Raw genomic sequence first — 26997 nt, 5'->3', positions numbered from 1 at the left:
GAAGAGGGAACCCTAAATCGGAAGGTAAGGTGAGACTAGTGAAACAGGAATACGTTCTGGACGGTTTGGATTGCAGCAATTGTGCCCAAAAAATCGAAAACGGAGTCAAAGGCATAAAAGGCATTGACGGATGTGCGGTTAATTTTGCGGCAAGCACCTTGACTGTCTCAGCCGATGGAAAAGAAGAGCAATGGGTCACCAATAAGGTGGAGAAAAAAGTGAAATCAATCGATCCGCACGTAACGGTTCGTCAAAAGCATAAACAGAAATCAGCTGATGACGGCTATCGTCATCGAATGATCAAGATGCTGGTGAGGATGGCTGCGGCTGTCATACTCGGAGCAGCAGCATATGTCGTTCATTCCGGACCCATTGAATTTATACTTTTCCTCGCTGCCTACTTGATCATCGGCGGTGACATTATCATCCGTGCAGTCAAAAACATCAGCCGCGGTCAGGTGTTTGATGAACATTTCTTAATGGCTCTTGCCACAATCGGTGCTTTTCTGATTCAGCAATACCCTGAAGGTGTCGCCGTTATGCTGTTTTACCAAATCGGTGAGCTTTTTCAAGGAGCCGCGGTCAGCCGGTCCAGAAAATCAATCAGTGCGTTAATGGACATACGGCCTGATTACGCCAATGTCAAAACAGAGAACGGCATCGAATTGGTTTCTCCGGAGGACGTACAGACAGGAGACATCATTGTGGTCAACCCGGGAGAAAGCATACCCCTTGACGGTAAGGTCGTGCAGGGATCAGCGATGGTTGATACGTCTGCTTTGACAGGTGAGTCCGTTCCGAGAAAAGCTGCAGAAGGACAAGATGTGATGTCAGGCTTTATCAATCAAAACGGCGTTCTGCATATTGAAGTCACAAAGGGCTACCAGGAATCTGCAGTATCAAAAATATTAGATTTGGTTCAGAATGCGAGCAGCCGCAAAGCCCGGACAGAAAACTTTATCACGAAGTTTGCCAAGTATTATACACCTGCTGTTGTGATCATCGCGGTATTGCTGGCCTTTGTCCCGCCGCTGGTGATTCCTGGCGCCGCGCTTTCCAATTGGGTGTACCGTGCACTTATTTTCTTAGTTATTTCTTGTCCATGTGCGCTTGTTGTCTCTATACCGCTCGGTTTCTTCGGCGGAATCGGCGCAGCCTCAAAGGCCGGAGTGCTTGTGAAGGGAAGCAATTATTTAGAAGCCTTGAATCAAGTCAAATACGCGGTGTTTGATAAAACAGGAACATTAACAAAAGGAAGCTTTGAAGTGACAGAAATCAAACCTGCGGAAGGATTTACAAAGGACACATTACTTGAAGCTGCGGCATATGCTGAGCTTCACTCCCAGCATCCAATTGCTGAATCTGTGCGTAAAGCTTACGGGAAAATACTTTCATCTGATGCGATAGAGTCATATGAGGAAATATCCGGCCACGGCATTTTTGCAAAAGTAAACGGAACAGAAATCCTTGCTGGGAATAAGAAGCTCATGGAAAGAGAACAGGTTAAGGGCGTCCCGGATGAACATGCCGGAACAATCGTGCACGTTGCTGTTGATCAACGCTATGCCGGAGCAATCATCATAGCGGATGAAGTAAAAGAAGATGCAGCACAGGCGGTTGCTGATCTGAAGTCGCTTGGAATCAAACAGACAGTTATGCTGACAGGTGATTCGACACAAACGGGAGAAGCCGTCGGAAAACAGCTTGGCATCGACGAGGTATATGCGGAGCTGCTGCCGCAGGATAAAGTGTCGCGGGTCGAAGCATTGGAAGCCAAGCTTTCGCCAAACGAAAAACTCATTTTTGTCGGTGACGGCATCAATGATACGCCGGTTCTTGCGCGTGCGGATATCGGAGCGGCCATGGGAGGCCTTGGCTCAGACGCTGCGGTAGAAGCCGCAGACGTCGTGCTGATGACAGATCAGCCGTCGAAAATAGCGGAAGCGATTCGGATTGCGAAACGGACAAGGCGAATCGTGTGGCAAAACATCGGCTTTGCTTTAGGAGTAAAAGCGATCTTTCTCATTCTTGGAGCATTTGGAATTGCGACCATGTGGGAAGCGGTTTTCTCAGATGTCGGCGTTACCCTGCTCGCTGTGGCAAACGCCATGCGCGTTATGCGTCTCAAAAACAGATAAATTGTCGGAGAGAATTCATTTTTTCGGGGTTTTCTTATAGGCACTTGTCTTGTTAAAATAAAGAAGTGGGTCAATTGCGATCCGCTTCTTTTTTAATTTGAAAACGATGAGGTGTCGGAGTGAAAAAGAAACAGCAGTCTTCTGCGAAATTCGCGGTCATCCTTACGATTGTGGTTGTTGTATTGCTAGCAGCCATTGTAATCATTAATAACAAAACGGAACAAGGCAATGAAGCGGTTTCCGGACAGCCTTCTATCAAAGGCCAGCCTGTGCTTGGCAAGGATGATGCACCGGTAACTGTAGTAGAATTCGGAGATTACAAATGTCCGTCTTGTAAGGTGTTTAACAGTGACATCTTCCCAAAAATACAAAAAGACTTTATTGATAAGGGCGATGTGAAATTTTCATTCGTGAACGTCATGTTTCATGGAAAAGGTTCTAGATTAGCGGCTCTTGCATCAGAAGAAGTATGGAAAGAAGATCCTGACTCTTTCTGGGCATTCCATGAAAAGCTGTTCGAAAAACAGCCGGACACAGAACAGGAATGGGTGACCCCAGCCGTTCTCGGTGATCTTGCAAAAAGCACCACAAAGGTAAAACCTGAGACGCTCAAGGACAATCTTGATAAGGAAACATTCGCTTCTCAAGTGGAAAAGGATTCTGACCTTAATCAAAAAATGAACGTAAACGCAACACCGACGATTTACGTAAATGATAAAGTGATCAAAAATTTTGCGGATTATAATGAAATCAAAAAAACGATAGAAAAAGAGCTGAAAGGGAAGTAATCATATGAAAAATAGAATTGTATTTTTATATGCTTCCTGGGTTGTGGCTCTTGTCGCTATGCTTGGCAGCCTGTATTTCAGTGAAATCAGAAAGTTCATTCCATGTGAACTGTGCTGGTACCAGCGTATCCTCATGTATCCGCTCGTCCTGATTTTAGGCATCGCCACCTTTCAAGGTGACACACGCGTGAAAAAATATGTGCTCCCCATGGCGATTATCGGGGCATTTATTTCGATCATGCACTACTTAGAGCAAAAAGTGCCCGGCTTTACCGGCATTAAGCCGTGTGTAAGCGGCGTGCCGTGCTCAGGCCAATATATTAACTGGTTTGGTTTTATTACCATTCCATTCCTGGCCCTGATTGCTTTTATCCTGATTATCGTTTTTATGTGTCTGCTGAAAGGCGAAAAATCTGAATAACAAAAAAGCGCCCGCTGTATGCCGGGCGCTTTTTTTATCTCGAAAACTCATGCTCGATAGCGTTTGGTGTACTCTCTCTAAATTTATCTTTTTTTATCGTGAAAATGTTATTGATTTTACGCTTGAGCGATTATAAAATCTAGAGGTCGTCAGAAAATTTAACAAACATAAAGGGAGTCATCAGAATGGCTTGGGAGCTGCTCAGTGTGATTGGTATCATTGCGTTTGCAGTCAGCGGCGCAATCGTTGCGATGGAAGAGGAATATGATATTTTAGGAGTTTATATATTAGGGATTGTCACAGCTTTTGGAGGAGGAGCGATCCGCAATTTGCTGATCGGTGTTCCGGTGTCAGCACTATGGGAGCAGGGAGCGTACTTTCAAATCGCGCTCTTATCCATTACGATTGTGTTTTTGTTCCCGAAGCTGCTGCTGAAGCATTGGAATAAGTGGGGCAATTTATCAGATGCGATCGGTCTCGCAGCCTTCGCTATCCAAGGTGCACTGTATGCCGTCAAAATGGGCCATCCGCTTAGTGCCGTCATCGTGGCAGCGGTGCTGACGGGAAGCGGCGGCGGAATCATTCGAGATCTTCTTGCCGGGCGCAAACCGCTTGTTCTGAAAGCAGAAATTTATGCGGTCTGGGCGGCTCTCGGCGGTTTAATCGTCGGCTTGGGCTGGCTGGGAAACTCGTTCGGCTTGTACGTACTGTTTTTCGTGCTCGTTGTTTGCCGCGTTTGTTCCTATATGTTTAATTGGAAGCTGCCAAACCGTTCTTTTCGTTTAGATAACTAACATTAAAAAACCGATTTCAATTTTGAAATCGGTTTTTGTGCATATAAATAACCCAAACCTTGATTGATATTGGGTGAATGTGCTAAGATAAATTGTATTTGCGTATTTTTATCATATATTGAATATATGTATCCAATTATATTTTACAGTATTTCTTCAGTGTTTGTCAACTATTTTCTGGAGGTGCCGTTCATGAATCAGCAGGATAAGGAATGGAAGGAAGAGCAGTCAAGAATAGATGAGGTGCTGCAGGAGCTCGGCAAAAAAGAGCGGTTTCTGGAAACGTCTGCGGGCGGGTTAAAGCATGATATTATCGGATTAAGAAAAAGCTTTTGGGAGGATGTTACGGTTAATCTTGATGATGCCCATGAAGCGGTTGAAACGATGGCAAGCATTAAGCAGCAGGCAGAGCTGCTGTCAGATCGGGAACGGAATCATCGGCGTATGGATCAGCAGCTCAAACGAATTCATCAATTAAAAGCTTCGCCTTATTTCGGCCGGATTGATTTTATTGAAAACGGTGAGGAGCAGGCAGAGCGAATTTATATCGGTTTAGCTTCTTGTATGGATGAGAAGGAGGAACACTTTCTGATCTATGACTGGAGGGCGCCGATATCAAGCATGTACTACAATTATTCCCCAGGAAAAGCGGAGTACGAAGTGCCCGGTGAAACGATAGAAGGAGAAATGGTACTGAAACGCCAGTTTATCATTAAAAACGGCGCTCTCAAGGCGATGTTTAATACTGATATGACGATCGGCGATGAAATGCTGCAAGAAGTATTAAGCCATCACTCTAATACCCAAATGAAAAACATCGTGTCTACGATCCAGAAAGAACAAAATCAGATTATCCGTAATGAAAAAAGTAAATTCCTAATCGTGCAGGGAGCGGCTGGCAGCGGGAAAACATCGGCAGCGCTTCAGCGTGTCGCTTATTTGTTATACAGGCACCGCGGCGTCATAGATGCCGGACAAATCGTTTTATTTTCTCCCAACTTTTTATTTAACAGCTATGTCTCCTCTGTTTTGCCTGAGTTAGGGGAAGAGAACATGGAGCAGGCGACGTTTCAGGAATATATCGAGCATCGGCTTGGCCGCAAGTTTCAATGTGAAAGCCCCTTTGATCAGCTTGAATATTGTCTGACTGAAACAAAGGATGGCGGTTTTCCAACAAGGCTTGCGGGAATCACATGTAAGGCGGGATTATCTTTTCAGCAATTCATTGATGAATACGTCACACGGCTGTCCTCTGAAGGGATGATCTTTAAAAATATCATCTTCCGCGGACAAAAGCTGATCACAAAGGAACAAATTCAATCCTATTTTTACTCACTGGATCAAAGACAGTCCATTCCGAATCGGATGGAGCAAACAGCGAAGTGGCTGCTGAGTGAGCTAAACAAGCTTGAGAAAAAGGAACGTCGTAAGGATTGGGTCGTTCAGGAAGCTGAGCTGCTCGACAAAGAGGATTACCTGGACGTGTACAAAAAGCTCCAGGAAAGGAAACGGTTCAGTGAGAGTACGTTTAACGATTATCAAAGAGAGCAGCAGCTGCTTGCCGCTATCATTGTAAAAAAGGCTTTCAAACCGCTCAAACAGGCGGTCAGACTCCTTGCATTTCTTGAAGTGAAACAGCTGTACCTGCAATTGTTTTCTGGCTGGGGAGTGAAATCTCAGCATGAGAAAATGGCAGCAATAGGAGAGCTGACCCGATCGGCATTTGCGGAAAATAAATTGCTCTATGAGGACGCGGCACCGTTTCTTTATATGCAGGATCTGATTGAAGGCAGAAAGAAAAATACGAAGATCAAACATCTTTTTATCGATGAAGCTCAGGACTATTCACCGTTTCAGATGGCGTACATGAGAAGCATTTTTCCGGCTGCCAGCATGACAGTGCTCGGTGATATCAATCAGTCCATCTACGCCCATGCCATACATGGCGCAAAGCGTATGGATGCGTGCTTTGAAGGTGAGCCGGCTGAATATGTTCGTTTAAAGAGAACGTACAGGTCGACAAGGCAGATTGTAGAGTTAACAAAAGCGATGCTTCAGGACGGAGCGGACATTGAGCCTTTTAACAGAAACGGGGAAATGCCTCTCGTTTTCAAAACCGAAGGACGAGAGGATCTTTGTCAAAAGCTTACGAAAGAAATTGAACGGCTCAAGAAGCAAGGTCACGAAACGATAGCCGTCATTTGCAAGACTGCGCAGCAATGCATACAGGCGCACGCTCATATGAGTGAATATATAGATGTTCGACTGATTCATAAAGAAAATCAAACATTCCAAAAGGGAGTTTGTGTCATTCCGGTGTATTTAGCGAAGGGAATTGAGTTTGACGCAGTACTTGTCTATGATGCTTCAGAAGAACATTATCAAACAGAGCACGACCGCAGGCTGTTATACACTGCCTGCACCCGTGCGATGCATACGCTGACGGTGTTTTATACAGGTAAGGCAAGTCCGTTTGTAACGGCTGTGCCGTCTCATTTATATGAGAATGCTGAATGAAGAGAAGGGAACCCTTCTCTTTTTTATTTAAATGAAATAAGGCGGTTTTATCATTAGGATTCTTAATAGTTATCATCATGTAAATATATTTTACTTAAGCCTAGTATTCCGGTAAAGTTCAATTAGATGCAATTTTCGATCAGTTTATAACTTTGTGAGGTGGATACGTTGCAACTTCAGGTAATGAACAGTCCGTTTAATCAGGAGCAGGCAGAGCTCCTTAACCGCCTTCTGCCAACCTTGACCGAATCTCAGAAAATCTGGCTGAGCGGATATTTATCCGCGCAATCTGTTTCCGCCCAAGAAACTGCGGGGGCGCCGGCGGCAGCGTCTGCAGCAGCGGCGGCACCGGCCGTTTCAAAGGAAGTAACCGTTCTTTACGGTTCACAGACGGGCAACGCACAGGGGCTTGCAGAAAATGCCGGCAAGCAGCTTGAGCAGCGCGGTTTTCAAGTAACTGTCTCGTCCATGAGCGATTTTAAGCCGAATCAGCTGAAGAAAGTAAATAATCTTTTGATCGTCGTCAGTACGCACGGTGAAGGCGAGCCGCCTGATAACGCGCTGTCGTTTCATGAATTTCTGCATGGAAGACGGGCGCCTAAGCTTGAAGATCTTCGTTTTTCCGTTTTGGCGCTTGGTGACAGTTCGTACGAATTTTTCTGCCAGACAGGGAAAGAATTTGATCAGCGCTTAGAAGAACTCGGCGGACAACGGATTTCTCCGCGCGTTGATTGCGATCTTGACTATGATGAGCCGGCAGCGGAATGGCTTGAAAGCGTATTTGGGGGTTTAAGTGAAGCCGGGGGCGGAAGTGCCGCACCTGCGTCAGCAGCATCGCCTCAAACCGGTGAGTCTTCATATTCCAGAACAAACCCGTTTCGGGCTGAAGTGTTAGAAAATTTAAATTTGAACGGCAGAGGATCAAATAAAGAAACACGCCATGTGGAGCTGTCTCTTGAAGGCTCTGGCCTGACTTACGAGCCTGGTGACAGCCTCGGCGTTTATCCGGAAAACGATCCGGAGCTTGTCGAGCTGCTGCTTAAGGAAATGAATTGGGACCCGGAAGAAATTGTGACGCTTAATAAGCAAGGCGATGTCCGCCCGCTGAAAGAAGCGCTGATTTCTTACTATGAGATTACCGTTCTCACAAAACCGCTTCTTGAACAGGCAGCCCAGCTGACAGGCAGCAATGAGCTTAGAGAGCTTTTAGCCCCGGGGAATGAGGGGAATGTAAAAGCGTATATTGAAGGACGCGATTTGCTTGATCTTATTCGTGATTATGGCCCGTTCAGTGTATCTGCGCAGGAGTTTGTCTCGATTTTGCGAAAAATGCCGGCCCGCCTCTATTCGATCGCGAGCAGTTTATCCGCAAATCCCGATGAAGTGCATTTAACAATCGGTGCAGTCCGCTACGATGCGCACGGCCGTGAACGTAAAGGCGTCTGCTCGATTTTATGCGCGGAGCGTCTGCAGCCGGGAGACACACTGCCGGTATATGTCCAGCACAATCAAAACTTTAAGCTTCCGAAAGATCCTGAAACGCCGATCATCATGGTTGGCCCTGGGACAGGCGTCGCGCCGTTCCGTTCCTTTATGCAGGAGCGCGAAGAGACGGGAGCGGAAGGAAAAGCATGGATGTTCTTTGGCGATCAGCATTTTGTCACGGATTTCCTTTATCAGACAGAGTGGCAGAATTGGCTCAAAGACGGTGTGCTGACAAAAATGGATGTGGCGTTTTCACGTGATACGGAAGAAAAAGTATATGTGCAGCACCGCATGCTTGAACAGAGCGCGGAATTGTTCGAATGGCTTCAAGAAGGCGCGGCCGTGTACATTTGCGGTGATGAAAAGCACATGGCGCATGACGTCCATAACACATTACTTGAAATTATCGAGAAAGAAGGCAATATGAGCCGCGAAGAAGCGGAAGCTTATCTTGCCGATATGCAGCAGCAAAAACGCTATCAGCGTGATGTATACTGATTTGACTTGAAAGGAGTTTTTCAACATGGTGACCAAAATCTTAAAAGCACCGGACGGCTCTCCAAGTGATGTTGAACGCATAAAAAAAGAAAGTGATTATTTGCGCGGCACACTGAAAGAAGTGATGCTCGATCGGATCAGTGCCGGAATTCCGGATGATGACAACCGCCTGATGAAACACCACGGCAGTTATTTGCAGGATGACCGTGACCTTCGCAATGAACGCCAAAAGCAAAAGCTTGAACCGGCATATCAGTTCATGCTGCGCGTGCGTATGCCAGGAGGCGTTTCAACGCCTGAGCAATGGCTTGTCATGGATGACCTTTCTCAGAAATACGGGAACGGTACATTAAAACTGACGACACGTGAAACGTTCCAAATGCACGGGATTCTGAAATGGAACATGAAGAAAACCATTCAGACGATCCACTCAGCTCTTTTGGATACGATCGCAGCCTGCGGAGACGTAAACCGCAATGTCATGTGTGCATCGAATCCTTATCAGTCTGAAATCCACTCAGAAGTATACGAGTGGTCTAAAAAATTAAGTGATGATCTGCTGCCGCGGACGAGGGCATATCATGAAATTTGGCTTGATGAGGAAAGAGTGGCTGGCACGCCGGAAGAAGTCGAGCCAATGTACGGACCGCTCTATTTGCCGCGGAAATTTAAAATCGGTATTGCTGTTCCCCCGTCTAATGATATTGACGTCTTTTCACAAGACCTTGGATTCATTGCGATTGTTGAAGATGGCAAACTGATCGGTTTTAACGTGGCCATTGGCGGCGGTATGGGAATGACGCATGGCGACACAGCGACATATCCGCAATTAGCCAAGGTGATCGGGTTCTGCCGTCCTGAGCAACTGTATGACATTGCTGAAAAAACGATTACAATTCAGCGTGATTACGGAAACCGTTCTGTCCGCAAAAATGCGCGATTCAAATACACGGTTGACCGCCTCGGTTTAGAAACCGTAAAAGAAGAATTGGAAAACCGTCTCGGCTGGAGTCTGGAAGAAGCGAAGCCGTATCATTTCGATCATAACGGCGACCGCTACGGCTGGGTAGAAGGCATTAAGGATAAATGGCATTTTACGCTGTTTGTTGAAGGCGGCCGTGTGACGGATTACGATGATTATAAGCTGATGACAGGCTTGCGGGAAATTGCCAAAGTTCATACAGGCGAGTTCCGTCTGACAGCCAATCAGAACTTGATTATCGCGAACGTTTCAAGCGATAAAAAAAATGAAATCAGTGCGTTAATCGAGCAATACGGACTCACTGACGGCAAGCATCATTCAGCGCTCCGCCGCAGCTCTATGGCGTGCGTCGCTCTTCCGACCTGCGGATTGGCAATGGCTGAAGCAGAACGTTACTTGCCGACCCTTTTAGATAAGGTTGAAGAGATCATTGACGAAAACGGCCTTCGTGATCAGGAAATTACCATTCGCATGACAGGGTGTCCGAACGGTTGTGCACGCCATGCGCTCGGTGAGATCGGATTTATCGGAAAGGCGCCGGGAAAATATAATATGTATCTTGGCGCTGCATTTGACGGAAGCCGTTTAAGCAAAATGTACCGTGAAAACATCGGTGAAGAAGACATTTTAAGCGAGCTGCGTGTCCTTCTTTCCCGCTATGCGAAAGAACGCGACGAAGGCGAGCACTTCGGTGACTTTGTCATTCGCGCCGGTATCATTAAAGCAACGACTGACGGCACGAATTTTCATGATTGATAAAGAAAGACGAAGACAGGGAATAGCTCCCTGTCTCTTTTTATCTGAAATTTGCTCTTCGGCAAAAAAGTTCACTGTGAGCTTATCATGAGAAATAATACCCTAAAAAGGGTACTATAAAAGAAGACAAGTGTGGAGGGAACTCCTGCGGAATCACATATCGGATGCAAGGCCATCCTAGCCTAAAGCCTCTTTTAAACAAGCAGCTTCATCGACTCATCATGCACGAACACAACAGACGAAGGAGGTCATGCATTTGGACATATTTTTAGTTGTTCTCGTTTTATTAACGATTATTGCGATATCCAATATCGTGAACCGGTTTATTCCGTTTATTCCAGTGCCTCTGATTCAGGTGGCGCTTGGGATTCTTGCCGCCTCATTTCCACAGGGGCTTCATTTTGAATTAAGTACTGAATTGTTTTTTGTTTTGTTTATCGCGCCTCTTCTATTTAATGATGGGAAGAGAACGCCGCGGGCAGAGCTTTGGAATTTAAGAGCCCCGATTTTATTGCTTGCACTCGGTCTTGTATTTGCGACTGTGATTGTAGGAGGCTACACGATTCACTGGATGATTCCTGCTATTCCGCTGGCAGCGGCTTTCGGACTTGCGGCCATTCTTTCACCGACTGATGTCGTCGCTGTCAGCGCATTATCAGGAAGAGTGAAAATGCCAAAAGGGATTCTTCGCCTGCTTGAAGGGGAAGGGCTGATGAATGATGCATCAGGTCTGGTAGCCTTTAAGTTTGCGATTGCGGCAGCAGTGACTGGTGCATTTTCATTAGCACAAGCGGCTGTCAGCTTTGTCTTTATTTCTCTCGGAGGCTTGCTGTGCGGGGTTGTCATTTCGTTCTTCATTATTCGTTTTCGCCTCTTCCTGCGCCGCCTTGGTATGCAGGATGTCACGATGCATATGCTGATTCAAATTCTTACGCCGTTTGTCATTTATTTGGCAGCGGAAGAAATCGGCGTTTCCGGCATTTTGGCCGTTGTGGCGGGAGGCATTACCCATGCAGTTGAACAGGATCGTCTGGAATCAACGATGATCAAGCTGCAAATCGTCTCCTCAAGTACGTGGAACATTATTTTATTTATTTTGAATGGCCTGGTCTTCGTTATTCTTGGGACGCAGATTCCGGACGTCATTTCTGTCATTTTTAACGACACCGCCATCAGCAACATGAAGGTGATTGGCTATATCCTTGTGATCACATTTACGCTAATGCTCCTCAGATTTCTGTGGGTGCTGTTCTTCTGGAACGGCAAGTGGTTCTTTAATAAGGATCAGAACATCTATAAACCTGGTCTTCGTTCGACGCTGTTAATTTCGATTTCCGGCGTGCGCGGAGCTGTAACACTGGCGGGTTCTTTCTCCATACCGTATTTTCTGGAGGACGGCACGCCGTTTCCGGAAAGAAATCTGATTCTCTTTTTAGCAGCCGGCGTCATTTTATGCACACTTGTCATTGCCACCGTTGTGCTGCCGCTTCTGACTGAAAAAGAAGAAGAGGACGAGGAACGAAATAAGAAGCTGCTGACGGCGAGACGCAAATTGATCAAAACAGCTCTCCAAACGATTAAAGAGGACATGAACGATACAAACAAAACAGCCTCTCTTGCGGTGATAGCTGAATACAATGAGAAAATGAAAAATCTTCGTTTTCAGCAGTATACATCATCTAATCGTATCAAAAAGCAAGAGCGAAAAGTCCGTGCGCAAGGGGTTAACGCTGAGCAAGAGGCGCTGGTGAAAATGCTGGAGCGGGGAGACATCCCGGAAGAAACGGCAAACGTGCTGCAAGAACGGTTTAACGAATTAGAAATTTTGTATGCCAACCCATTTAAGGTCGGATTATCAAAAACAAGGCTCAAGCGGCTGATGTATTGGATTTTCTTCGGTGAACATAAAAAGCCGGAGATGTCGATTTTAAATGAAGCGGGATTGATACGGGCAACGAGAGTGAAAACGGCAAAAGCAGCGATAGACTATCTGGAAAAACATAAAACGGAAGAACATAAAGAAGTGTTTTTATCTGTCATTTCGTTTTATAAACAGTTGATTTTCAGGCTGGAGCACAGCCATCATGAGCTGAAATCAAGCGCTCATTTTGAAAATCAGAAGCTGGAAGTAAAGCTGAAGGCTGTGCAGGCGATCAGAAATGAAATTCAGACGCTCTTTGAGGAGCGTGAAATTTCCCGGGACATCTCCCATGAGCTTCGCCAATACATTAATGATGTGGAAGCCGCCATGCTTGAAGGCGGCGAATAGATGCAGTAAAAAAGCTGGCGCTGAAACGCCAGCTTTTTTCTGTATTAAGGGCGATGGAAATTGACAGTGCTGCCATCCCGGTCGAACCAGCCTCTGAAGGCCCAGTTGATCCAGCCGCCATCGCCTTTGTTTGTAAAGGTTCCGTCTTCAAATACCCAAATGCCGTACGTAATGCCGTCGTAAACGGCTGAACCGTAAAATTGCACACCGTTTAAGTGATCTTCATATTCCTGGCTTAAATTAAATACCATGACATTGTATTTTTGGCCGGAAGCGTAGAAGGAAGACTCCATGAGGTTTTTCACAAATCCATCCCGGTTCTGTGCGGATTTAATGGCGTCCGCAATCTGATTGGCAATGCCAAGCACATCAAGGTTTACATTTAAACCGACCTCAGCGGCAGTTGTTCCGGCTGTTGTTGTTTGCGAGATCTTCGGAGCGGGGTTTTCTTCAGCGGAAGCTAAGGACAAAGGGGCAATTGTCAAAGCGGCACCAAGCGCAAGTGTCATTGGAATACGAATACGTTTCAATGTGGTTCCTCCTTTGTATATTGTGGTTTACACTATTCGCATACCCTGCTCACTTTTTTTGTAATCTCAATATTGTTAAAATAGGAAAAAAATAGTGTGTCAGTTTGACCGTGCTGTGAAAAAAGAAGCAAAAAGAGGCTCTTAAGCGTATTATTGGTATCGGCTGAGAGGAATGTGAGATAATATAGACACTTATATTTCATTGAAAGGGTGGATGTTCAAGTGGCAACAAGTTTAAAAGATACTGTAAAGCTACATAACGGAGTTGAAATGCCTTGGTTCGGTCTTGGTGTTTATAAAGTAGAAAACGGAAGTGAAGCGACTGAATCAGTGAAAGCGGCAATTAAAAATGGCTACCGCAGCATTGATACAGCAGCGATCTACAAAAATGAAGAAGGCGTTGGCATCGGAATTAAAGAATCCGGTGTGGCAAGAGAAGAGCTCTTCATTACATCAAAAGTATGGAATGAAGATCAAGGCTACGAAACAACGCTTGCTGCCTTTGAAAAAAGCTTGGAAAGACTTCAGCTTGATTACTTAGATCTATATTTAATCCACTGGCCTGGCAAGGATAAATATAAAGATACATGGCGCGCGCTTGAAAAGCTGTACAAAGACGGCAAAATCCGCGCGATCGGCGTCAGCAACTTCCAAGTTCATCATTTAGAAGAGCTATTGAAAGATGCTGAAATCAAACCGATGATCAACCAAGTGGAATTTCACCCGCGTTTGACGCAAAAAGAATTAAGAGATTACTGTAAAGCGCAAGGCATCCAGCTTGAGGCATGGTCTCCGCTCATGCAGGGACAGCTTCTGGATAACGAAGTGCTCGCACAGATTGCTGAAAAGCACAATAAATCTGTGGCTCAAGTGATTTTGCGTTGGGACCTTCAGCATGAAGTTGTAACAATTCCAAAATCCATCAAAGAACACCGTATTATCGAAAACGCTGATATTTTTGATTTCGAATTGTCTCAAGAAGACATGGACAAAATTGACGCATTAAACAAAGATGAGCGTGTCGGCCCAAATCCCGACGAGCTTCTGTTTTAATGAAAAACTCCCCGTCACGGCATGGGGAGTTTTTTAGTGTGTCTTTTTCTGTTGAATGAAAAACAGCATCAAAAAGGAAATGAAAACGATACAGACGACCCACGCCCAGGCAAGGGCATTGTTGCCGGAATCCAATGCGACATAAATGGCCGTCGGCAGTGTTTGCGTGACACCGGGGATGTTCCCTGCAAACATGAGTGTGGCGCCAAATTCTCCGAGCGCCCGCGCAAGGCTGAGGATGCTTCCGGTCAGCAATGAAGGATAGGCGAGCGGGACGGAAATATGGATAAATACCTGCCAGCTGCTTGCGCCGTCTACCATTGCCGCGCCCTGTATATCGGGATCAATGTCAGCAAACCCGGTTTTGGCGGATTGATACATAAGCGGAAAGGCCACAACAGCCGAGGCAATCACAGCAGCCCACCAGGTGAAAATGACAGGCTGCTGAAAGACCCATTCGATGGCTTGTCCAATGAAACTGTGCTTTCCGAAAATGACGATCAAAATAAAACCGACAACAGTAGGCGGAAGAACGAGTGGAAGCATAAAAAAAGTTTCGAGAGCCGTTTTTCCGAAAAATGATGCCCGCGACATCCACGCTCCAGCCAGTGTTCCGAGAATAATGACAACAATTCCGGCAACTGCCGCCACTTGGAAGGAAAGCACAACAGGTGTGAAAAACTCTGAAGCGCTTATGCTATTCGGCAGTAAAACCATATTTCTCAAATACTTTCATTGCTTCATCAGATTGCAGGTAATCGTAAAATTCCTTCGCTTCCTTACGGTGTTTTGTATCTTTTACAATTCCTAACGGATAGACAATCGGGCTGTGTGTATCTGCTTTTGCCTCGTCAATAATTTTGACCTTTTTAGAGATCAGTGCATCTGTTTTATAAACAACACCTGCATCCACATTGCCGGTTTCAACATAAGAAAGAACTTGGCGAACGTCTTTTCCGTAAACGATCTTATCCTTCACTTTGTCCCATAGAGACAGCTTTGTCAGTGATTCTTTCCCGTAAGCTCCTGCCGGTACGGATTCCGGCGTTCCGAGGGCGATTTTTTCTGAGTCAGCCAGATTGCTGAAGCTTGTCACAGGTGACTCTCCGTTTTTCGGCACGACGAGTACAATTTCATTGCCGACTAAATCAGTGCTGTCTTTTTTGGCGATATCCCCATCATCCACCAGCTTTTGAAATTTATCCTCAGCAGCTGAGAAGAACAGGTCTGCTCCTGCTCCTTGAGAAATTTGTTTTTGCAAGGCGCCGGAAGAGCCAAAGTTATCTTGGAGTGTAATGTTTTGATGTTCTTTTTCGTAGTTCTTTTGGATTTCCTCAAGCGCATCCTGTGCACTGGCGGCAGCTGAGATCGTTAACGTTACTTCTTTCTCGCTGTCCGTTGAAGACTGGTTTGCAGAGCAGCCTGCTGCAAGCAGAAAAGCGGTTAAGGCTGCTGTTAGAATGGAATACTTTTTAAACATAATTGCACCCCTTATGATTAATTATATCTAATTATAACTGATTATGTTTGGTTTATGTGGGTTTTTTTACATTCGATGAAAAGGTATAATGAAGTAGGAGAGTGATGAATATGAATGAAACCTCTTCCTATACGATAGAAGAAGTTGCAGGTCTGCTGAAGGTATCAAAGCTGACCGTTTATGATTTGATTAAAAAAGGCATGATCCCTGCTTACCGTGTCGGGAGGCAGATGCGTGTGGATGAAGAAGATTTAAAGCAATATAAGATGAATATGAGAATGTCTCAGCCCATTGCTATAGCTGAAGAGCCGAAAAAGATGCATGAGGCAGAGCCGGACGGCAGACCGAATGTCATGATCAGCGGACAGGACATTTCGATGGATCTGCTCAGCAAGCATTTGGAGAATATCATTCAGGAGACGCCGCTCCGCAAATACAAAGGAAGCTTAAACAGCCTGATTGATATGTATCAAGGCAAGTGTGACATTGTCAGCCTCCATTTATACGATGCGGAAACGAGGCAGTATAATGCGCCTTATGTAAAACGAATTTTGTCAGGTGAACCGTTTTGTCTGATCAATGTCGTTCTCCGCAAAGCCGGACTGTATGTTCAAAAAGGGAATCCGAAAAACATTCAAGGCTGGGAAGACTTGAAAAGAACCGATATCCGAGTTATCAACAGGGAAAAGGGTTCGGGCGCAAGAGTGCTCCTTGATGAACAGCTTGGCTTGCTTGGTGTGAATTCGGCTGATGTAAAGGGATACAGCGATATCGTGTCCGATCATTACGCTGTCGCTTCACAAGTCTCAAGCGGACAGGCTGACGCGGGAATCGGAGCGCAGCATGCTGCACATATGGGCAGTGTTGATTTTATCCCGCTCATTGATGAACAATATGATATCGTCATTTTGAAAAAACATGAGCAGCTGCTGAAGGCCGTGAAGGAGATCTTGAATTCTGAGGAATACAAGGCGAATCTGTCTCATTTAAACGGCTATCAAACGAAGCTGACCGGCAAAGTGATGTTTGAAACGTAAAAAATCCCTCTGTAAAGAGGGATTTTTTATTCATAAAAACGGAGCAGGTCACCGTTTAAGATTTTATCAGAGAGAGACAGTTCTTCATTTGCTTTCTCCTTATAAGAAAGGCACGCATCCTGATCTTCCAGCACTTCCCCTGTTTTTTGGCTGTAGCACGTGTTTTTCGTGTATACATAGTCGTTCGTAATAAAACTGCCGTTTCTCAGCACGGCGAACGGGGTGCGGTCGTTGGACAGCAAATCATTGCCAAATTGAATATTGCCTTTTGTATCAACGCCGAGCAGATGCATCAGTGTCGGCCTGACATCGACCTGCCCTCCGGCATCAGAGATGGTTTCTGGCTTTTGATCTGTGATTCCCGGGATATGTATGATAAACGGCACCCGCTGGAGCTGTACATTGTCATACGGCGTGATTTGAATTTTTCCTAAAAACTCAGCCATCGCATCGTTATGGGCTTCTGAAATGCCGTAATGATCTCCCATAAATACAATCATCGAATTTTCGTATAAGCCTTCGTCCTTCAGCTTTTTGATAAAATGCTTCAATGCCTCATCTTCATAGCGCACCGTGGTCACATAGCGGTTTAACAGGTCGCTGCTTGAATCGTATTCATCAATCAGCTGATCCTTCTCATCGATCTCAAACGGAAAATGATTCGTTAACGTGATAAAACTGCTGTAAAACGGCTGCGGCAGGCTTTTCAGCTTGCCGGCGGACTGCTCTAAAAATTCCTTATCCTTTAAGCCCCAGCTTGTCGATGTCCCGGGAGTGACATGGAAATCATCAACATCAAAAAAGCGGTCAATCCCAAATGATTCGTACATCACATCTCGGTTCCAAAATGTTTTATGGTTGGCGTGAAAGACGGCTGAATAATAATCATGTTGCTTCAGCGATTTGTACATCGTATGAAATTGATGGTCGCTTTTCGTGAAAAAGACGGCGCCGCTAAGGGAAGGATACAGTGAGTTAGCGACGATGAATTCTGAATCAGATGTTTTGCCTTGTTCGGTTTGCTGATAGAAATGATCAAAGTAATAGCTTTTTTTGATGAGATCATTCATGAACGGAGTGATTTCTTTTCCATTTACCTTTTCATTCAGAACAAAGCTTTGGGTCGATTCAAGTGTGACAAAAATGACATTGCGCCCCTTTGCCAGCCCGAATTTGTTTGGGTCAGGCTTGCTGTAGTCTGCTTCTGTGTAGTTTTTAATGGTGGTCATGCTGTCTTCATCTGCAAATGCTTTCGCGCTTATATTCACAGTCTGAGAAATCGTATCGTAAATATGGAACTGAAACAGACCGATGCTTTTGACGAGCATTTCCCGGTCAAAGGAATGTGCCAAAAGCTTCGGCTGCTGTACTTCTGCAAGTGCCAGGGTGCATAGAATCATGCCGCAGGAAGCTGCATAGTACCGTTTGACTGTGCGGGGGGCGGCTTTTGTCTGCGGGTGCTTCTCTTTTCTGGCCAGCAGCAGAAGAAAAACCAAATCCGCAAACAGGGCGATAAACAGAGGATTGAACAGTTCTTTTACACTGCTGCCCATATCGCTCATGTTACTGGCCTGAAACAAAACCGGGATGGTAATAAAATCGATATAAAAGCCGTAAAAAATCGTATTGGAGATCAAGATAACAGTCAGAACCAAATTGGCAATCAGCAAAAAGACCCGCTGTTTGTTTTCTTTCAGAAGCAGGCCGATCCCGAATAAAGGAAGGATAAAGCTGAGCGGATTGATCAGCAAAATCAGCTCCTCCAACAGAGTATCGATCTGCAAATCAAAGCCCAGTTTATAAATCACATACGTTTTGATCCACATGAATACGATCGAAAAACATAAAAACCGCTGATTGGGAAAAAAGGTTCCTTTCATCAATATGACTCCTCACGTTTCCTTGATCTCTGCATGAAATGCTTCTTATGTAAAACCTACTAAAAACAGTCCGTTCAGACAAGTGTCAGCACTCACGTTTAAAACATGCGCCCATGAAACAGCATATAAAAATAATAACATGAAGCAATTGTCAGGCCGGCTAACACAAGCTGCTCAGAAAAACTGCCTGTCTTCATATATAATGGGAGCCGTACGCGAATCGTTGAAGGGAATAATAATTTGATTCCATTCACCGTCCAAGCGTCAAGAATCAAGTGGCTCGCCATTCCGATCATCAGCCCGGTTGATATGTTTTTATTTGGAATATATGTGGCTGTGATAAAAAACATGATGAGCAGAAACAGCAGGCTGTGCGTAAAGGTTCTGTGTCCAAAAACAGAGCTGACCGCTTTCGATAAGATAGGAAATCTTCTCCCGATTTTACTTTGTGTGTGGCAGATATCGGGTATTAATGCCCCAACCGCGCCGGACGCAGCCATAAGCACTGGATCAAATCCATAATAATAAGCCGCTGCCGTACAAGAAGCGATGCCTCCCATGATGTGTGTTTTTCCTGTCATTTCTCGCTTCTCCTTTTATCTTTTGCAAAAATCTCTGAATTACAAATATATCAAGAGAATGTATGTTTGATCAACAGGACTTTGGACGATAAAAAATTTCCCGCATAATTTTTTAAGGAAAAAGGCATCTTAAAGATGTACCTATTTTCTAAAAGAGGTGATTCGAATGGGTTTCTTTAATAAAGATAAAGGAAAACGTTCTGATAAAGAAAAAAACGTAATCCAGGGAGCTCTTGAAGATGCCGGTTCAGCTCTAAAAGATGATCCGCTTCAAGAAGCTGTGCAAAAAAAGAAAAATAATCGATAAACCACAATGCGGATAGGGCTTGGCTCTATCCGTATTTTCCATCTGTTCCCTTTGACAGATCATCCTTTCTTTGATAACCTTTCTGGGAGTAACTGAATAATTAAATCCTCACTCTTTCTCAGTGAGGTAGAGGTTGCGCGGATGATGAGTCACACATGCCAGGCTGACAGGAGCTGTTAAACATGTGTAAAAGGCATCAGCGCCGAAGTGTGGGGAAAGCCGATCCTTCTCTATGCTGGGACTGTATCTGAATAAGTGCAGGACTGCCGCGTGCTTTTTCGCGGAGGGCTATCCGGAGATCAAGGGTGTGTGTTTCTTTAAGCATGGACTTTTGTTCAGGCTTTTTTTGCGTTTACATGATCTCGGGGTCTGGTCCGTACAAAGAATCATGGAGGTACTGGAATGGAACAGACGAAAAAATGGGGTTTTTGGTTATTAACGGCGTTTGTCGTTGGAAATATGGTTGGATCAGGAATTTTCTCCTTGCCGAGCTCGCTTGCTTCAATTGCGAGTCCGTTAGGCGCCACGTCCGCCTGGCTTTTGACAGGTGCCGGCGTGCTGATGATTGCACTTGTCTTCGGGCACTTGTCCATTCGCAAGCCTGAACTGACAGCGGGGCCGCAAAGTTATGCAAGAGCGCTGTTCTCTGATCCGAAGAAAGGGAACGCTGCCGGTTTCACAATGGTGTGGGGCTACTGGGTGGCGAGCTGGATCAGTAACGTGGCGATCATCACTAGTCTCGCCGGTTACTTGACTTCGTTCTTCCCGATCTTGGTTGATAAACGTGAAATGTTTTCGATCGGCGGGCAAGAGGTGACACTCGGCCAATTGATGACGTTTGCTGTATGTACGATCTTGTTATGGGGAACGCACACGATTCTTGTTGCAAGCATTAACGGTGCAAGTAAATTGAACTTTGTCACAACGCTTTCTAAAGTATTAGGTTTTGTCTTCTTTATCGTTGCCGGATTGTTTGTGTTTCAAACGACATTATTCGATCATTTTTATTTCCCGATTCAAGGAGAAAACGGCACAAGCATTGGAATTGGCGGCCAGGTGCATAACGCCGCGATTTCTACACTGTGGGCGTTTGTCGGAATTGAATCAGCGGTTATCCTGTCCGGCCGTGCGAGCTCTCAGCGTGATGTGAAACGTGCGACAATTACCGGCTTGCTGATTGCCTTGAGCATTTATATTATTGTGACTTTAATTACGATGGGTGTTCTGCCGCATGATAAGCTTGTCGGCTCAGAAAAACCGTTCGTTGATGTGCTTTATGCAATTGTCGGAAACGCGGGAAGCGTCATTATGGCACTTTTGGCAATCCTTTGTTTATTCGGAACGATGCTCGGCTGGATATTGCTTGGCTCTGAGGTCCCATACCAAGCCGCTAAAGCAGGAGATTTCCCGGCATTATTTGCGAAAACGAATAAAAAAGGAAGTCCGGTTATCGCACTAATTATTACAAACGTTATGTCACAGGTCTTCATTTTCTCGGTTATTTCCCGGACAATAAGTGACGCATTTACATTTTTAACGACAGCGGCAACGCTTGCGTATTTAATTCCGTATTTGGTATCAGCGATCTACAGCTTGAAGCTTGTCATCAAAGGTGAAACGTATGACCAGCTGAAAGGCTCCCGTGTAAAAGACGGATTGATTGCAATATTAGCATGCGCGTACTCAGTGTTTGTTATCGTAACAGGCACAGCGGATTTAACGACATTTATTCTCGGCATCGGTTTATTCTTTGTCGGTCTGGTGATTTATCCGTTTGTGATTAAGAAATTCTCGAAAGAAAAACAAACATAATAATCCGAAAAGGTACGGTTTTCTTTTCAATAAAAAACGCTGCAATATCAATTGCAGCGTTTTATTTATGTTGTGTTTGTATTTCATCGCTTGAGCGTTTATTTCCTTTATAGATAAAATAAAGGGCAATCATCATAAAGAGTAATGCAAAAGAACGTTTCAAATCTAAAGGTATGACTAAACTATGGAACCAGCCAAAATGATCAATAATCAATCCAATTACAAGCTGGCCAATGATCCCAGCAATATTTGTTGCAATGACCCCGATTCTTGGTACAGCCATAACAGTGAGAAGCAAATACATAGTACCCAAAAATGCAGCACTTAACTGCCATTTAGGTGCTTCTAGTATAGCAAGCACATCTCCATGGCCGAAAAAAAGAATAAAAATGAGAAGAAACATAAATCCGGTTATAAAAGTTAAAAGTGTTGTTTCAATTGTTCCAGCTTTTCGGCTAAAGGTGCCATTAATAGACGATTGTGCACTTAATGTGATGCCGCCCAATAAAGTGAATAAAATCATAAATATACCCATTTTAGACCTCCTAGTAAATTAAAATAAGAGCAATAATCATCGAAATAACTGCAAATATTTTTTCTTTATTGATTCTCGTTTTCTTGCTGCCAAGCCAACCATAATGTTCAATAATCATACTCATTATTAATTGGCCAATAATAACTGCTACCATAGTGAGTCCAACACCAACAAAAGGAACACTAATCACAATAGATGTTAAATACACAACACCTAAAACACCTCCAAGAAGTGACCATTTAGGTGCTTCAACAGCATATGAAAGTTTCCCTTTTCCAAAGAATATCCACAGTAAACCCATAATGATTGAACCCATAAAGAAATTATAAAAACTAGTTTCGAGTTGGCCTATAGTTTTTCCTAGTTCACCGTAGATTGCTCCCTCAAAGCTAAGTGCTGACCCTGCTAATAACGCTAGTATATATGCGAAGTAACGCATTAGATCCCTCTCCTTATATATTTAAATATCTAGAATTATCGATATTAAGTAGATTGAAAACAGAAATCATCCAGTTTAGATTTCTGTTTTAAAATATTCAGCTATCTGCTGAATCACTTCTTCATTTCGCCTGTAATAGGTCCATTGACCATAACGAACAGATTCAAGCAGGCCGGCATTCTGCATCAAGTTTAAGTAATGTGAAACTGTAGATTGAGAAGCTTTGGCTTTTTCTTGAATATCCCCTACACATACTCCCCCTTTAACACTGACCTCCTTTGGCAGGTGAGCGCCTTGTTTAGGGAAATGCTTCTCCGGTTCCTTCAACCAATGCAAAATGTTAAGCCGAGTTTCATTTGATAAGGCCTTAAATACATCGATTGGTTTCATGGTCATATTATATATCGATTTTTTTCGATATGTCAATTTGGAAAGTTATTAATGCTCATTAGGCACTGTTACTTATTATTTTGCCCTGTTTAAATAAATCGTCCCATTCTTTTTTGATAATAAGCAAAAGAGCCGTATCTAGGGCGGCTCTTTTATTTATTTTGTTAAGCTTTCCGTAATAAACTTCAGCTGGCCCTCCAATGAAATCGGGTCTGTGAAATAGAAGCCAATCGGGTCAATCTTATAGACATGGTCATTTTTAACGGCGCTTAGGTTCTTCCAAATGGAGCTGTCAAATACGCCGCCATCGTCCCCGCCTGATTGCCATGGGCCTGCGAAAATATAATCCCCGGCGAAGTCAGGGAGCTTCTCTAATGAAATACTTGTATATCCAGGGCCCTGGTCAATGGCTTTTTCCTTTGTCAGCTTTGTAGCCTGCAGGCCGAGATCTTTGTAAATGATGCTTCCGCCTCTTCCGAAATCTTTACCGAATACGTAAATGTCTTTTCCGTTCGTTTGCATAATGGAAATGGTTTTGTCACCGACGGCTTTTTTGATTTTTGTTTTAGCTGCCGCAACTTTTTTATCCCACTCAGCCAGCCAATTTTCGGCTTTATCTTCAGTTCCCGTCATTTTTGCAAATTCTTTCAGCTGTTCGATGTTGTCGAGCTTACCATATTTTACCGCGACAGTCGGCGCAATTTTTTCAAGCTTTTTCATATCAGCGCCTTGCGTTGTCCAGACGATAATCAGGTCAGGGTTCAAATCAATGACTTTTTCAACGGAAGTGCCGTCTCCGATGTTTGTGACACCGTCGGTTTTTCCTTTGTAGTAAGGGTTTTTAAATACATTCTCAGGCGCACCGACGACGTTGATGCCCAGTGTTTTGAAGTATCCGTAGTAGCCGTCAGCCATGACAACCACTCGTTTAGGGTGTTTAGGAATTTTTACATTTCCGTTTTCAGCCTTGTATGTAAAGGTTTCTTCGTCTTTTGAATCAGAGGAAGAGCCTTTGCTTTCTGAGTTATTCCCGCAGGCTGCCAGCGCTGCAATCAATAGGAGGGCAAAAAACGCTGCTCCGATTTTCTTGTATGTATGGGTCATATCTCATACCTTCTTTCTGAAAGATAGATGATAAAGAGAATCATTATCAATGTGATTATACCATCGCAAGTGCCGGTTGGCACGATATTTTTGCAAATATATTCTCATTTTTATTTAAAACGCTCTATTAAATCAGCGGAAAAAAGTGATATACTGGAACAGCAATTGATAATCATTATCATTGATGAAAGGAAGTACGGCTGTTGAGTCAAAAGAAAAATATACAGACCACATCAGAAGAAATCCAATGGACGTCAAGGTCATTTGGCGCAGTCATGGTCCTTATTGCAGGGATATGCTTGCTATGCCTTGGCGCACTTTTATCCATATCCCTCGGTGCTGCGGATATTCATTTGCGCACTGTGTGGGACGCCATTTTTCATTTTCAGCCGACAGAGACGTCCCACCAAATCATACACGATCTCCGGCTGCCGAGAACGGCTGCGGCCGCGCTTGTCGGGGCTTTATTAGCGGTATCAGGGGCGATCATGCAGGGGATGACGAGAAACCCTTTGGCAGAGCCTTCGATTATGGGCGTTACATCGGGCTCTGCGTTTGCCATTTCGATTGCGTTTGCCTTTTTTCCCGGACTTTCGGCTATGGGGCTTGTGCTATGGTCCTTTGTCGGAGCGGGGCTGGGGGCATCAACGGTAATGGGCATCGGCATGTTTTCAAAAGGCGGACTTACGCCTGTAAAGCTTGCTCTGGCGGGAACAGCAGTTACTTATTTCTTTACGGGCATTTCAACTGCTATCGCAATTCGCTTTGATGTTGCTCAGGATATCAGCTTTTGGTATGCAGGCGGAGTAGCGGGTGTGAAATGGTCAGGTGTCCAGCTTTTGCTTATCGCAGGGGCTGTCGGTTTAACGCTTGCGTTTATCATCGCCCGGTCCGTGACAGTACTAAGTCTTGGTGACGATCTGGCGAAAGGGCTTGGACAATATACATCAGCGGTGAAACTGGTTGGCATGCTTGTCGTTGTGATTTTGACGGGAGCTGCAGTTTCTATTGCCGGCACCATCGCATTCATCGGGCTGATCATTCCGCATATTACCCGGTTTTTGGTCGGTGTGGATTATCGGTGGATCATTCCTTGCTCGGCGGTTCTTGGTGCTGTCTTGCTTGTGTTTGCTGATATTGCAGCAAGACTCGTAAACGCGCCCTTTGAAACGCCTGTCGGCGCGCTGACCTCTCTCATCGGCGTTCCCTTTTTCTTTTATTTGGCACGTCGTGAAAGGAGAGGGCTGTAATGAAAACAAAAACGAAAAAACCGCTCGTTGTGATGGCTGTGACCTTTCTGCTCATCGTGCTGGTCTTTTTTATCAGTCTGAATTTGGGCGTCATCAAAATTGCACCGCTTAAAACGCTTCAGGTCTTTTTCGGTCAAGGAACGGCGCGTGACGAGCTTGTCTTATTTGAATTCAGGCTGCCCCGGATCATCCTTTCCTTGCTCGTTGGTGCTGGGATAGCTGTTGCCGGAGCCATTTTGCAAAGCGTGTCTCAAAATGATCTGGCAGAGCCCGGTATTCTCGGAATTAACGCCGGCGGCTCACTTGCTGTGGTGCTTTTTATTTACTTTTTTCAAGGATCAGCTTCAGATCTCAGCTTTTTCGGAACATTTATGCTGCCTTTCAGTGCTTTGGCAGGCGCAATCCTCGCCGCGTTTCTCATTTATCTTCTGGCTTGGAAAAAAGGTGTGACTCCGATTCGGCTGATTTTAGTCGGCATTGGCGTGAATGCCGGATTTAACGCCCTGTTGCTGATTTTTCAGCTCAAGATGGACCCTCATGATTTTATGCAAGCAGCGGTTTGGATCTCCGGCTCGATATGGGGGGCGAACTGGAATATGATCTGGGCAATCCTTCCTTGGATTGTGATCTTGCTTCCGTTTACTTTATATAAGGCACGCTATTTGAACATTTTGCAGCTCGGAGACCAATTAGCGACCGGGCTGGGCACTGCTGTTGAAAGGGAAAGACGGATTCTCCTTCTGGCAGCGGTCACTCTTGCCGCTTCATGCGTGGCAGCTGCAGGGGGCATCGCGTTTCTCGGATTGATCGCGCCCCATGTGGCAAGAAGGCTTACCGGTCCCCGTCACCAGACGCTGATACCGGTCTCCGCCTTCATCGGCGCATTTCTGTTTTTGCTCGCTGATACGCTGGCGAGAAATGTATTGGCACCGTCAGAAATTCCGGTCGGACTTGTCATTTCCGTGTTAGGTGCGCCTTACTTTATTTATTTATTGATGAAAGCGAATTAGAGGAGGGGGCCGAATATGAATTCATTATCAACAGATCAGCTTGGAATCGGTTATGGAGACAGGGTAATAGTAGAGGATTTAAATATCTCGATTCCTAAAGGGAAAATTACCACCTTAATTGGCCCGAACGGCTGCGGGAAATCAACGATATTAAAAACAATGTCCAGAATTATGCGTTCACATGCAGGTGCCGTCTATTTAAACGGCAAAGCGATTCATAAAATGTCTACAAAGGACATTGCGAAAGATATGGCGATTCTGCCGCAGACACCTGAAGCGCCGAGCGGTTTAACGGTGTATGAATTGGTGTCGTACGGCAGATTTCCGCATCAATCAGGATTTGGCAGATTAAATGATGAAGCTCGCCAAATTATCAAATGGGCGCTTGAAGAAACAGGCATGGCTGAATTCGCTGAACGGCCGATTGAGGCATTGTCAGGCGGACAGCGTCAGCGCGTGTGGATTGCCATGGCGCTTGCGCAAGGGACGGAACTGCTGCTGCTGGATGAACCTACAACGTATCTTGATCTCGCACACCAGCTTGAGATTCTGCAGCTGCTAGACAGACTCAACAAAGAGCAGGGGCGGACGATTTTAATGGTCATTCATGATCTTAACCATGCAGCCCGTTTTTCTCATTATATGATCGCGCTCAAAAAAGGCACGGTCATCAAAGAAGGCACTGCACTGGAGGTCATGACTCCGGACATTTTGAAGCGGGTATTTCAGATTGATGCTGAAATCGTGACTGATCCCCGTACAAATAAACCTGTATGCTTGACCTATGACCTGATTAAAAACGAAAAAACGCTTCTTTCAGTGTGAGAAAAATCCCGGTTCTGAGCCGGGATTTTTTATTTTCAGCTGTGAAAATACCATTTTTCTATTTGATTCCCTCATTTCAATAAAAAGATTGCAAGTCTTTTTGAATTAATAGATAA

The 26997-nt window shown here is 44.9% G+C and carries 24 protein-coding genes and 1 riboswitch; of the genes, 15 read left to right on the top strand and 9 right to left on the bottom strand.

Features of this window, described 5'->3' with window-relative positions; all coding sequences use genetic code 11:
- The first annotated feature begins 29 nt into the window (after nucleotides 1–29).
- The 8 genes from M1M80_RS17445 to M1M80_RS17410 all read left to right on the top strand — a co-directional run bounded on the left by M1M80_RS17445 (nucleotide 30) and on the right by M1M80_RS17410 (nucleotide 12648).
- Complete coding sequence (locus tag M1M80_RS17445) at nucleotides 30–2138, top strand: heavy metal translocating P-type ATPase (RefSeq protein WP_134980920.1); 2109 nt, start codon at nucleotides 30–32, stop codon at nucleotides 2136–2138.
- A gap of 119 nt (nucleotides 2139–2257) precedes the next feature.
- On the top strand, nucleotides 2258–2926 hold the full coding sequence (gene bdbD, locus M1M80_RS17440; RefSeq protein ID WP_003235153.1) for a disulfide bond formation protein BdbD: 669 nt from the start codon (nucleotides 2258–2260) through the stop codon (nucleotides 2924–2926).
- Between the two features lie 4 nt (nucleotides 2927–2930).
- A complete protein-coding gene (locus M1M80_RS17435; RefSeq protein WP_003235152.1) occupies nucleotides 2931–3347 on the top strand; it encodes a disulfide oxidoreductase in 417 nt (138 codons plus the stop codon).
- 185 nt (nucleotides 3348–3532) lie between these two features.
- Nucleotides 3533–4141: a trimeric intracellular cation channel family protein gene (locus M1M80_RS17430; RefSeq protein WP_003219999.1), complete on the top strand. Its 609-nt coding sequence runs from the start codon at nucleotides 3533–3535 to the stop codon at nucleotides 4139–4141.
- A gap of 192 nt (nucleotides 4142–4333) precedes the next feature.
- Nucleotides 4334–6658, top strand: a complete 2325-nt coding sequence (gene helD / locus M1M80_RS17425) for an RNA polymerase recycling motor HelD (RefSeq protein WP_060399484.1) — start codon at nucleotides 4334–4336, stop codon at nucleotides 6656–6658.
- A 168-nt stretch (nucleotides 6659–6826) separates the two neighbouring features.
- Entirely contained in the window at nucleotides 6827–8641 is a 1815-nt protein-coding gene (locus tag M1M80_RS17420) for an assimilatory sulfite reductase (NADPH) flavoprotein subunit (RefSeq protein WP_060399483.1), read from the top strand.
- A gap of 25 nt (nucleotides 8642–8666) precedes the next feature.
- Nucleotides 8667–10379: an assimilatory sulfite reductase (NADPH) hemoprotein subunit gene (gene cysI, locus M1M80_RS17415; RefSeq protein ID WP_060399482.1), complete on the top strand. Its 1713-nt coding sequence runs from the start codon at nucleotides 8667–8669 to the stop codon at nucleotides 10377–10379.
- Nucleotides 10380–10635: 256 nt separating this feature from the next.
- Nucleotides 10636–12648: a Na+/H+ antiporter gene (locus M1M80_RS17410; protein ID WP_060399481.1), complete on the top strand. Its 2013-nt coding sequence runs from the start codon at nucleotides 10636–10638 to the stop codon at nucleotides 12646–12648.
- Nucleotides 12649–12692: 44 nt separating this feature from the next.
- Here the strand turns inward: M1M80_RS17410 and yvgO are convergent, their stop codons facing one another.
- Nucleotides 12693–13178: a stress response protein YvgO gene (gene yvgO, locus M1M80_RS17405; protein WP_060399480.1), complete on the bottom strand. Its 486-nt coding sequence runs from the start codon at nucleotides 13176–13178 to the stop codon at nucleotides 12693–12695.
- A 222-nt stretch (nucleotides 13179–13400) separates the two neighbouring features.
- Here yvgO and pgoN point away from each other — a divergent pair, with 222 nt between their 5' ends.
- On the top strand, nucleotides 13401–14231 hold the full coding sequence (pgoN, locus tag M1M80_RS17400) for a glyoxal/methylglyoxal reductase (protein ID WP_003240685.1): 831 nt from the start codon (nucleotides 13401–13403) through the stop codon (nucleotides 14229–14231).
- A gap of 33 nt (nucleotides 14232–14264) precedes the next feature.
- Here pgoN and modB read toward each other — a convergent pair whose 3' ends face one another.
- The gene (modB, locus tag M1M80_RS17395; protein ID WP_134980922.1) at nucleotides 14265–14957 is read right to left on the bottom strand and encodes a molybdate ABC transporter permease subunit; all 693 of its coding nucleotides are present in this window, start codon (nucleotides 14955–14957) and stop codon (nucleotides 14265–14267) included.
- Nucleotides 14929–15711 carry a molybdate ABC transporter substrate-binding protein gene (gene modA / locus M1M80_RS17390; RefSeq protein WP_060399478.1) on the bottom strand — a complete coding sequence of 261 codons (783 nt, stop codon included), beginning with the start codon at nucleotides 15709–15711 and terminating at the stop codon, nucleotides 14929–14931. The genes modB and modA overlap by 29 nt, the downstream gene beginning before the upstream one ends.
- A 110-nt stretch (nucleotides 15712–15821) precedes the next feature.
- Between modA and M1M80_RS17385 the strand changes: the two genes are divergently transcribed.
- Nucleotides 15822–16748: a substrate-binding domain-containing protein gene (locus M1M80_RS17385; protein ID WP_060399477.1), complete on the top strand. Its 927-nt coding sequence runs from the start codon at nucleotides 15822–15824 to the stop codon at nucleotides 16746–16748.
- A 26-nt stretch (nucleotides 16749–16774) separates the two neighbouring features.
- Here M1M80_RS17385 and M1M80_RS17380 read toward each other — a convergent pair whose 3' ends face one another.
- Complete coding sequence (locus M1M80_RS17380; protein WP_060399476.1) at nucleotides 16775–18628, bottom strand: LTA synthase family protein; 1854 nt, start codon at nucleotides 18626–18628, stop codon at nucleotides 16775–16777.
- A gap of 98 nt (nucleotides 18629–18726) precedes the next feature.
- A complete protein-coding gene (locus tag M1M80_RS17375) occupies nucleotides 18727–19209 on the bottom strand; it encodes a metal-dependent hydrolase (protein WP_019259457.1) in 483 nt (160 codons plus the stop codon).
- A gap of 166 nt (nucleotides 19210–19375) precedes the next feature.
- Here M1M80_RS17375 and sspJ point away from each other — a divergent pair, with 166 nt between their 5' ends.
- The gene (gene sspJ / locus M1M80_RS17370; RefSeq protein WP_003240697.1) at nucleotides 19376–19516 is read left to right on the top strand and encodes a small acid-soluble spore protein SspJ; all 141 of its coding nucleotides are present in this window, start codon (nucleotides 19376–19378) and stop codon (nucleotides 19514–19516) included.
- Between the two features lie 119 nt (nucleotides 19517–19635).
- Nucleotides 19636–19815: riboswitch (Lysine riboswitch) on the top strand.
- A gap of 103 nt (nucleotides 19816–19918) precedes the next feature.
- The gene (locus M1M80_RS17365) at nucleotides 19919–21328 is read left to right on the top strand and encodes an amino acid permease (protein ID WP_060399475.1); all 1410 of its coding nucleotides are present in this window, start codon (nucleotides 19919–19921) and stop codon (nucleotides 21326–21328) included.
- A 61-nt stretch (nucleotides 21329–21389) separates the two neighbouring features.
- Here M1M80_RS17365 and M1M80_RS17360 read toward each other — a convergent pair whose 3' ends face one another.
- From M1M80_RS17360 to M1M80_RS17345, 4 genes are all read right to left on the bottom strand, one after another.
- Nucleotides 21390–21863 (bottom strand): DMT family transporter, encoded by a 474-nt coding sequence (locus M1M80_RS17360; RefSeq protein WP_003240704.1) that lies wholly within the window; start codon nucleotides 21861–21863, stop codon nucleotides 21390–21392.
- Nucleotides 21864–21873: 10 nt separating this feature from the next.
- Complete coding sequence (locus M1M80_RS17355) at nucleotides 21874–22302, bottom strand: DMT family transporter (RefSeq protein WP_032732255.1); 429 nt, start codon at nucleotides 22300–22302, stop codon at nucleotides 21874–21876.
- Nucleotides 22303–22377: 75 nt separating this feature from the next.
- Nucleotides 22378–22692, bottom strand: coding sequence for an ArsR/SmtB family transcription factor (locus tag M1M80_RS17350; protein WP_032732273.1), 315 nt, complete (start codon nucleotides 22690–22692; stop codon nucleotides 22378–22380).
- 156 nt (nucleotides 22693–22848) lie between these two features.
- Nucleotides 22849–23796: an iron-hydroxamate ABC transporter substrate-binding protein gene (locus M1M80_RS17345; protein ID WP_060399474.1), complete on the bottom strand. Its 948-nt coding sequence runs from the start codon at nucleotides 23794–23796 to the stop codon at nucleotides 22849–22851.
- Nucleotides 23797–23999: 203 nt separating this feature from the next.
- On the opposite strand from M1M80_RS17345, the gene M1M80_RS17340 reads away from it, so the two are divergent.
- From M1M80_RS17340 to M1M80_RS17330, 3 genes are read left to right on the top strand one after another with little or no spacing between them, the layout of a single operon-like run.
- Entirely contained in the window at nucleotides 24000–25046 is a 1047-nt protein-coding gene (locus M1M80_RS17340; RefSeq protein WP_060399473.1) for a FecCD family ABC transporter permease, read from the top strand.
- Nucleotides 25046–26056 (top strand): FecCD family ABC transporter permease, encoded by a 1011-nt coding sequence (locus M1M80_RS17335; RefSeq protein ID WP_003240724.1) that lies wholly within the window; start codon nucleotides 25046–25048, stop codon nucleotides 26054–26056. The genes M1M80_RS17340 and M1M80_RS17335 overlap by 1 nt, the downstream gene beginning before the upstream one ends.
- A gap of 15 nt (nucleotides 26057–26071) precedes the next feature.
- Entirely contained in the window at nucleotides 26072–26881 is an 810-nt protein-coding gene (locus M1M80_RS17330) for an ABC transporter ATP-binding protein (RefSeq protein ID WP_060399472.1), read from the top strand.
- Nucleotides 26882–26997 lie beyond the last annotated feature (116 nt).

The organism is Bacillus inaquosorum, assembly GCF_023238325.1.
Taxonomy (GTDB): Bacteria; Bacillota; Bacilli; order Bacillales; family Bacillaceae; genus Bacillus; species Bacillus inaquosorum.
This window is presented reverse-complemented; position numbering and strand designations above follow the sequence as displayed.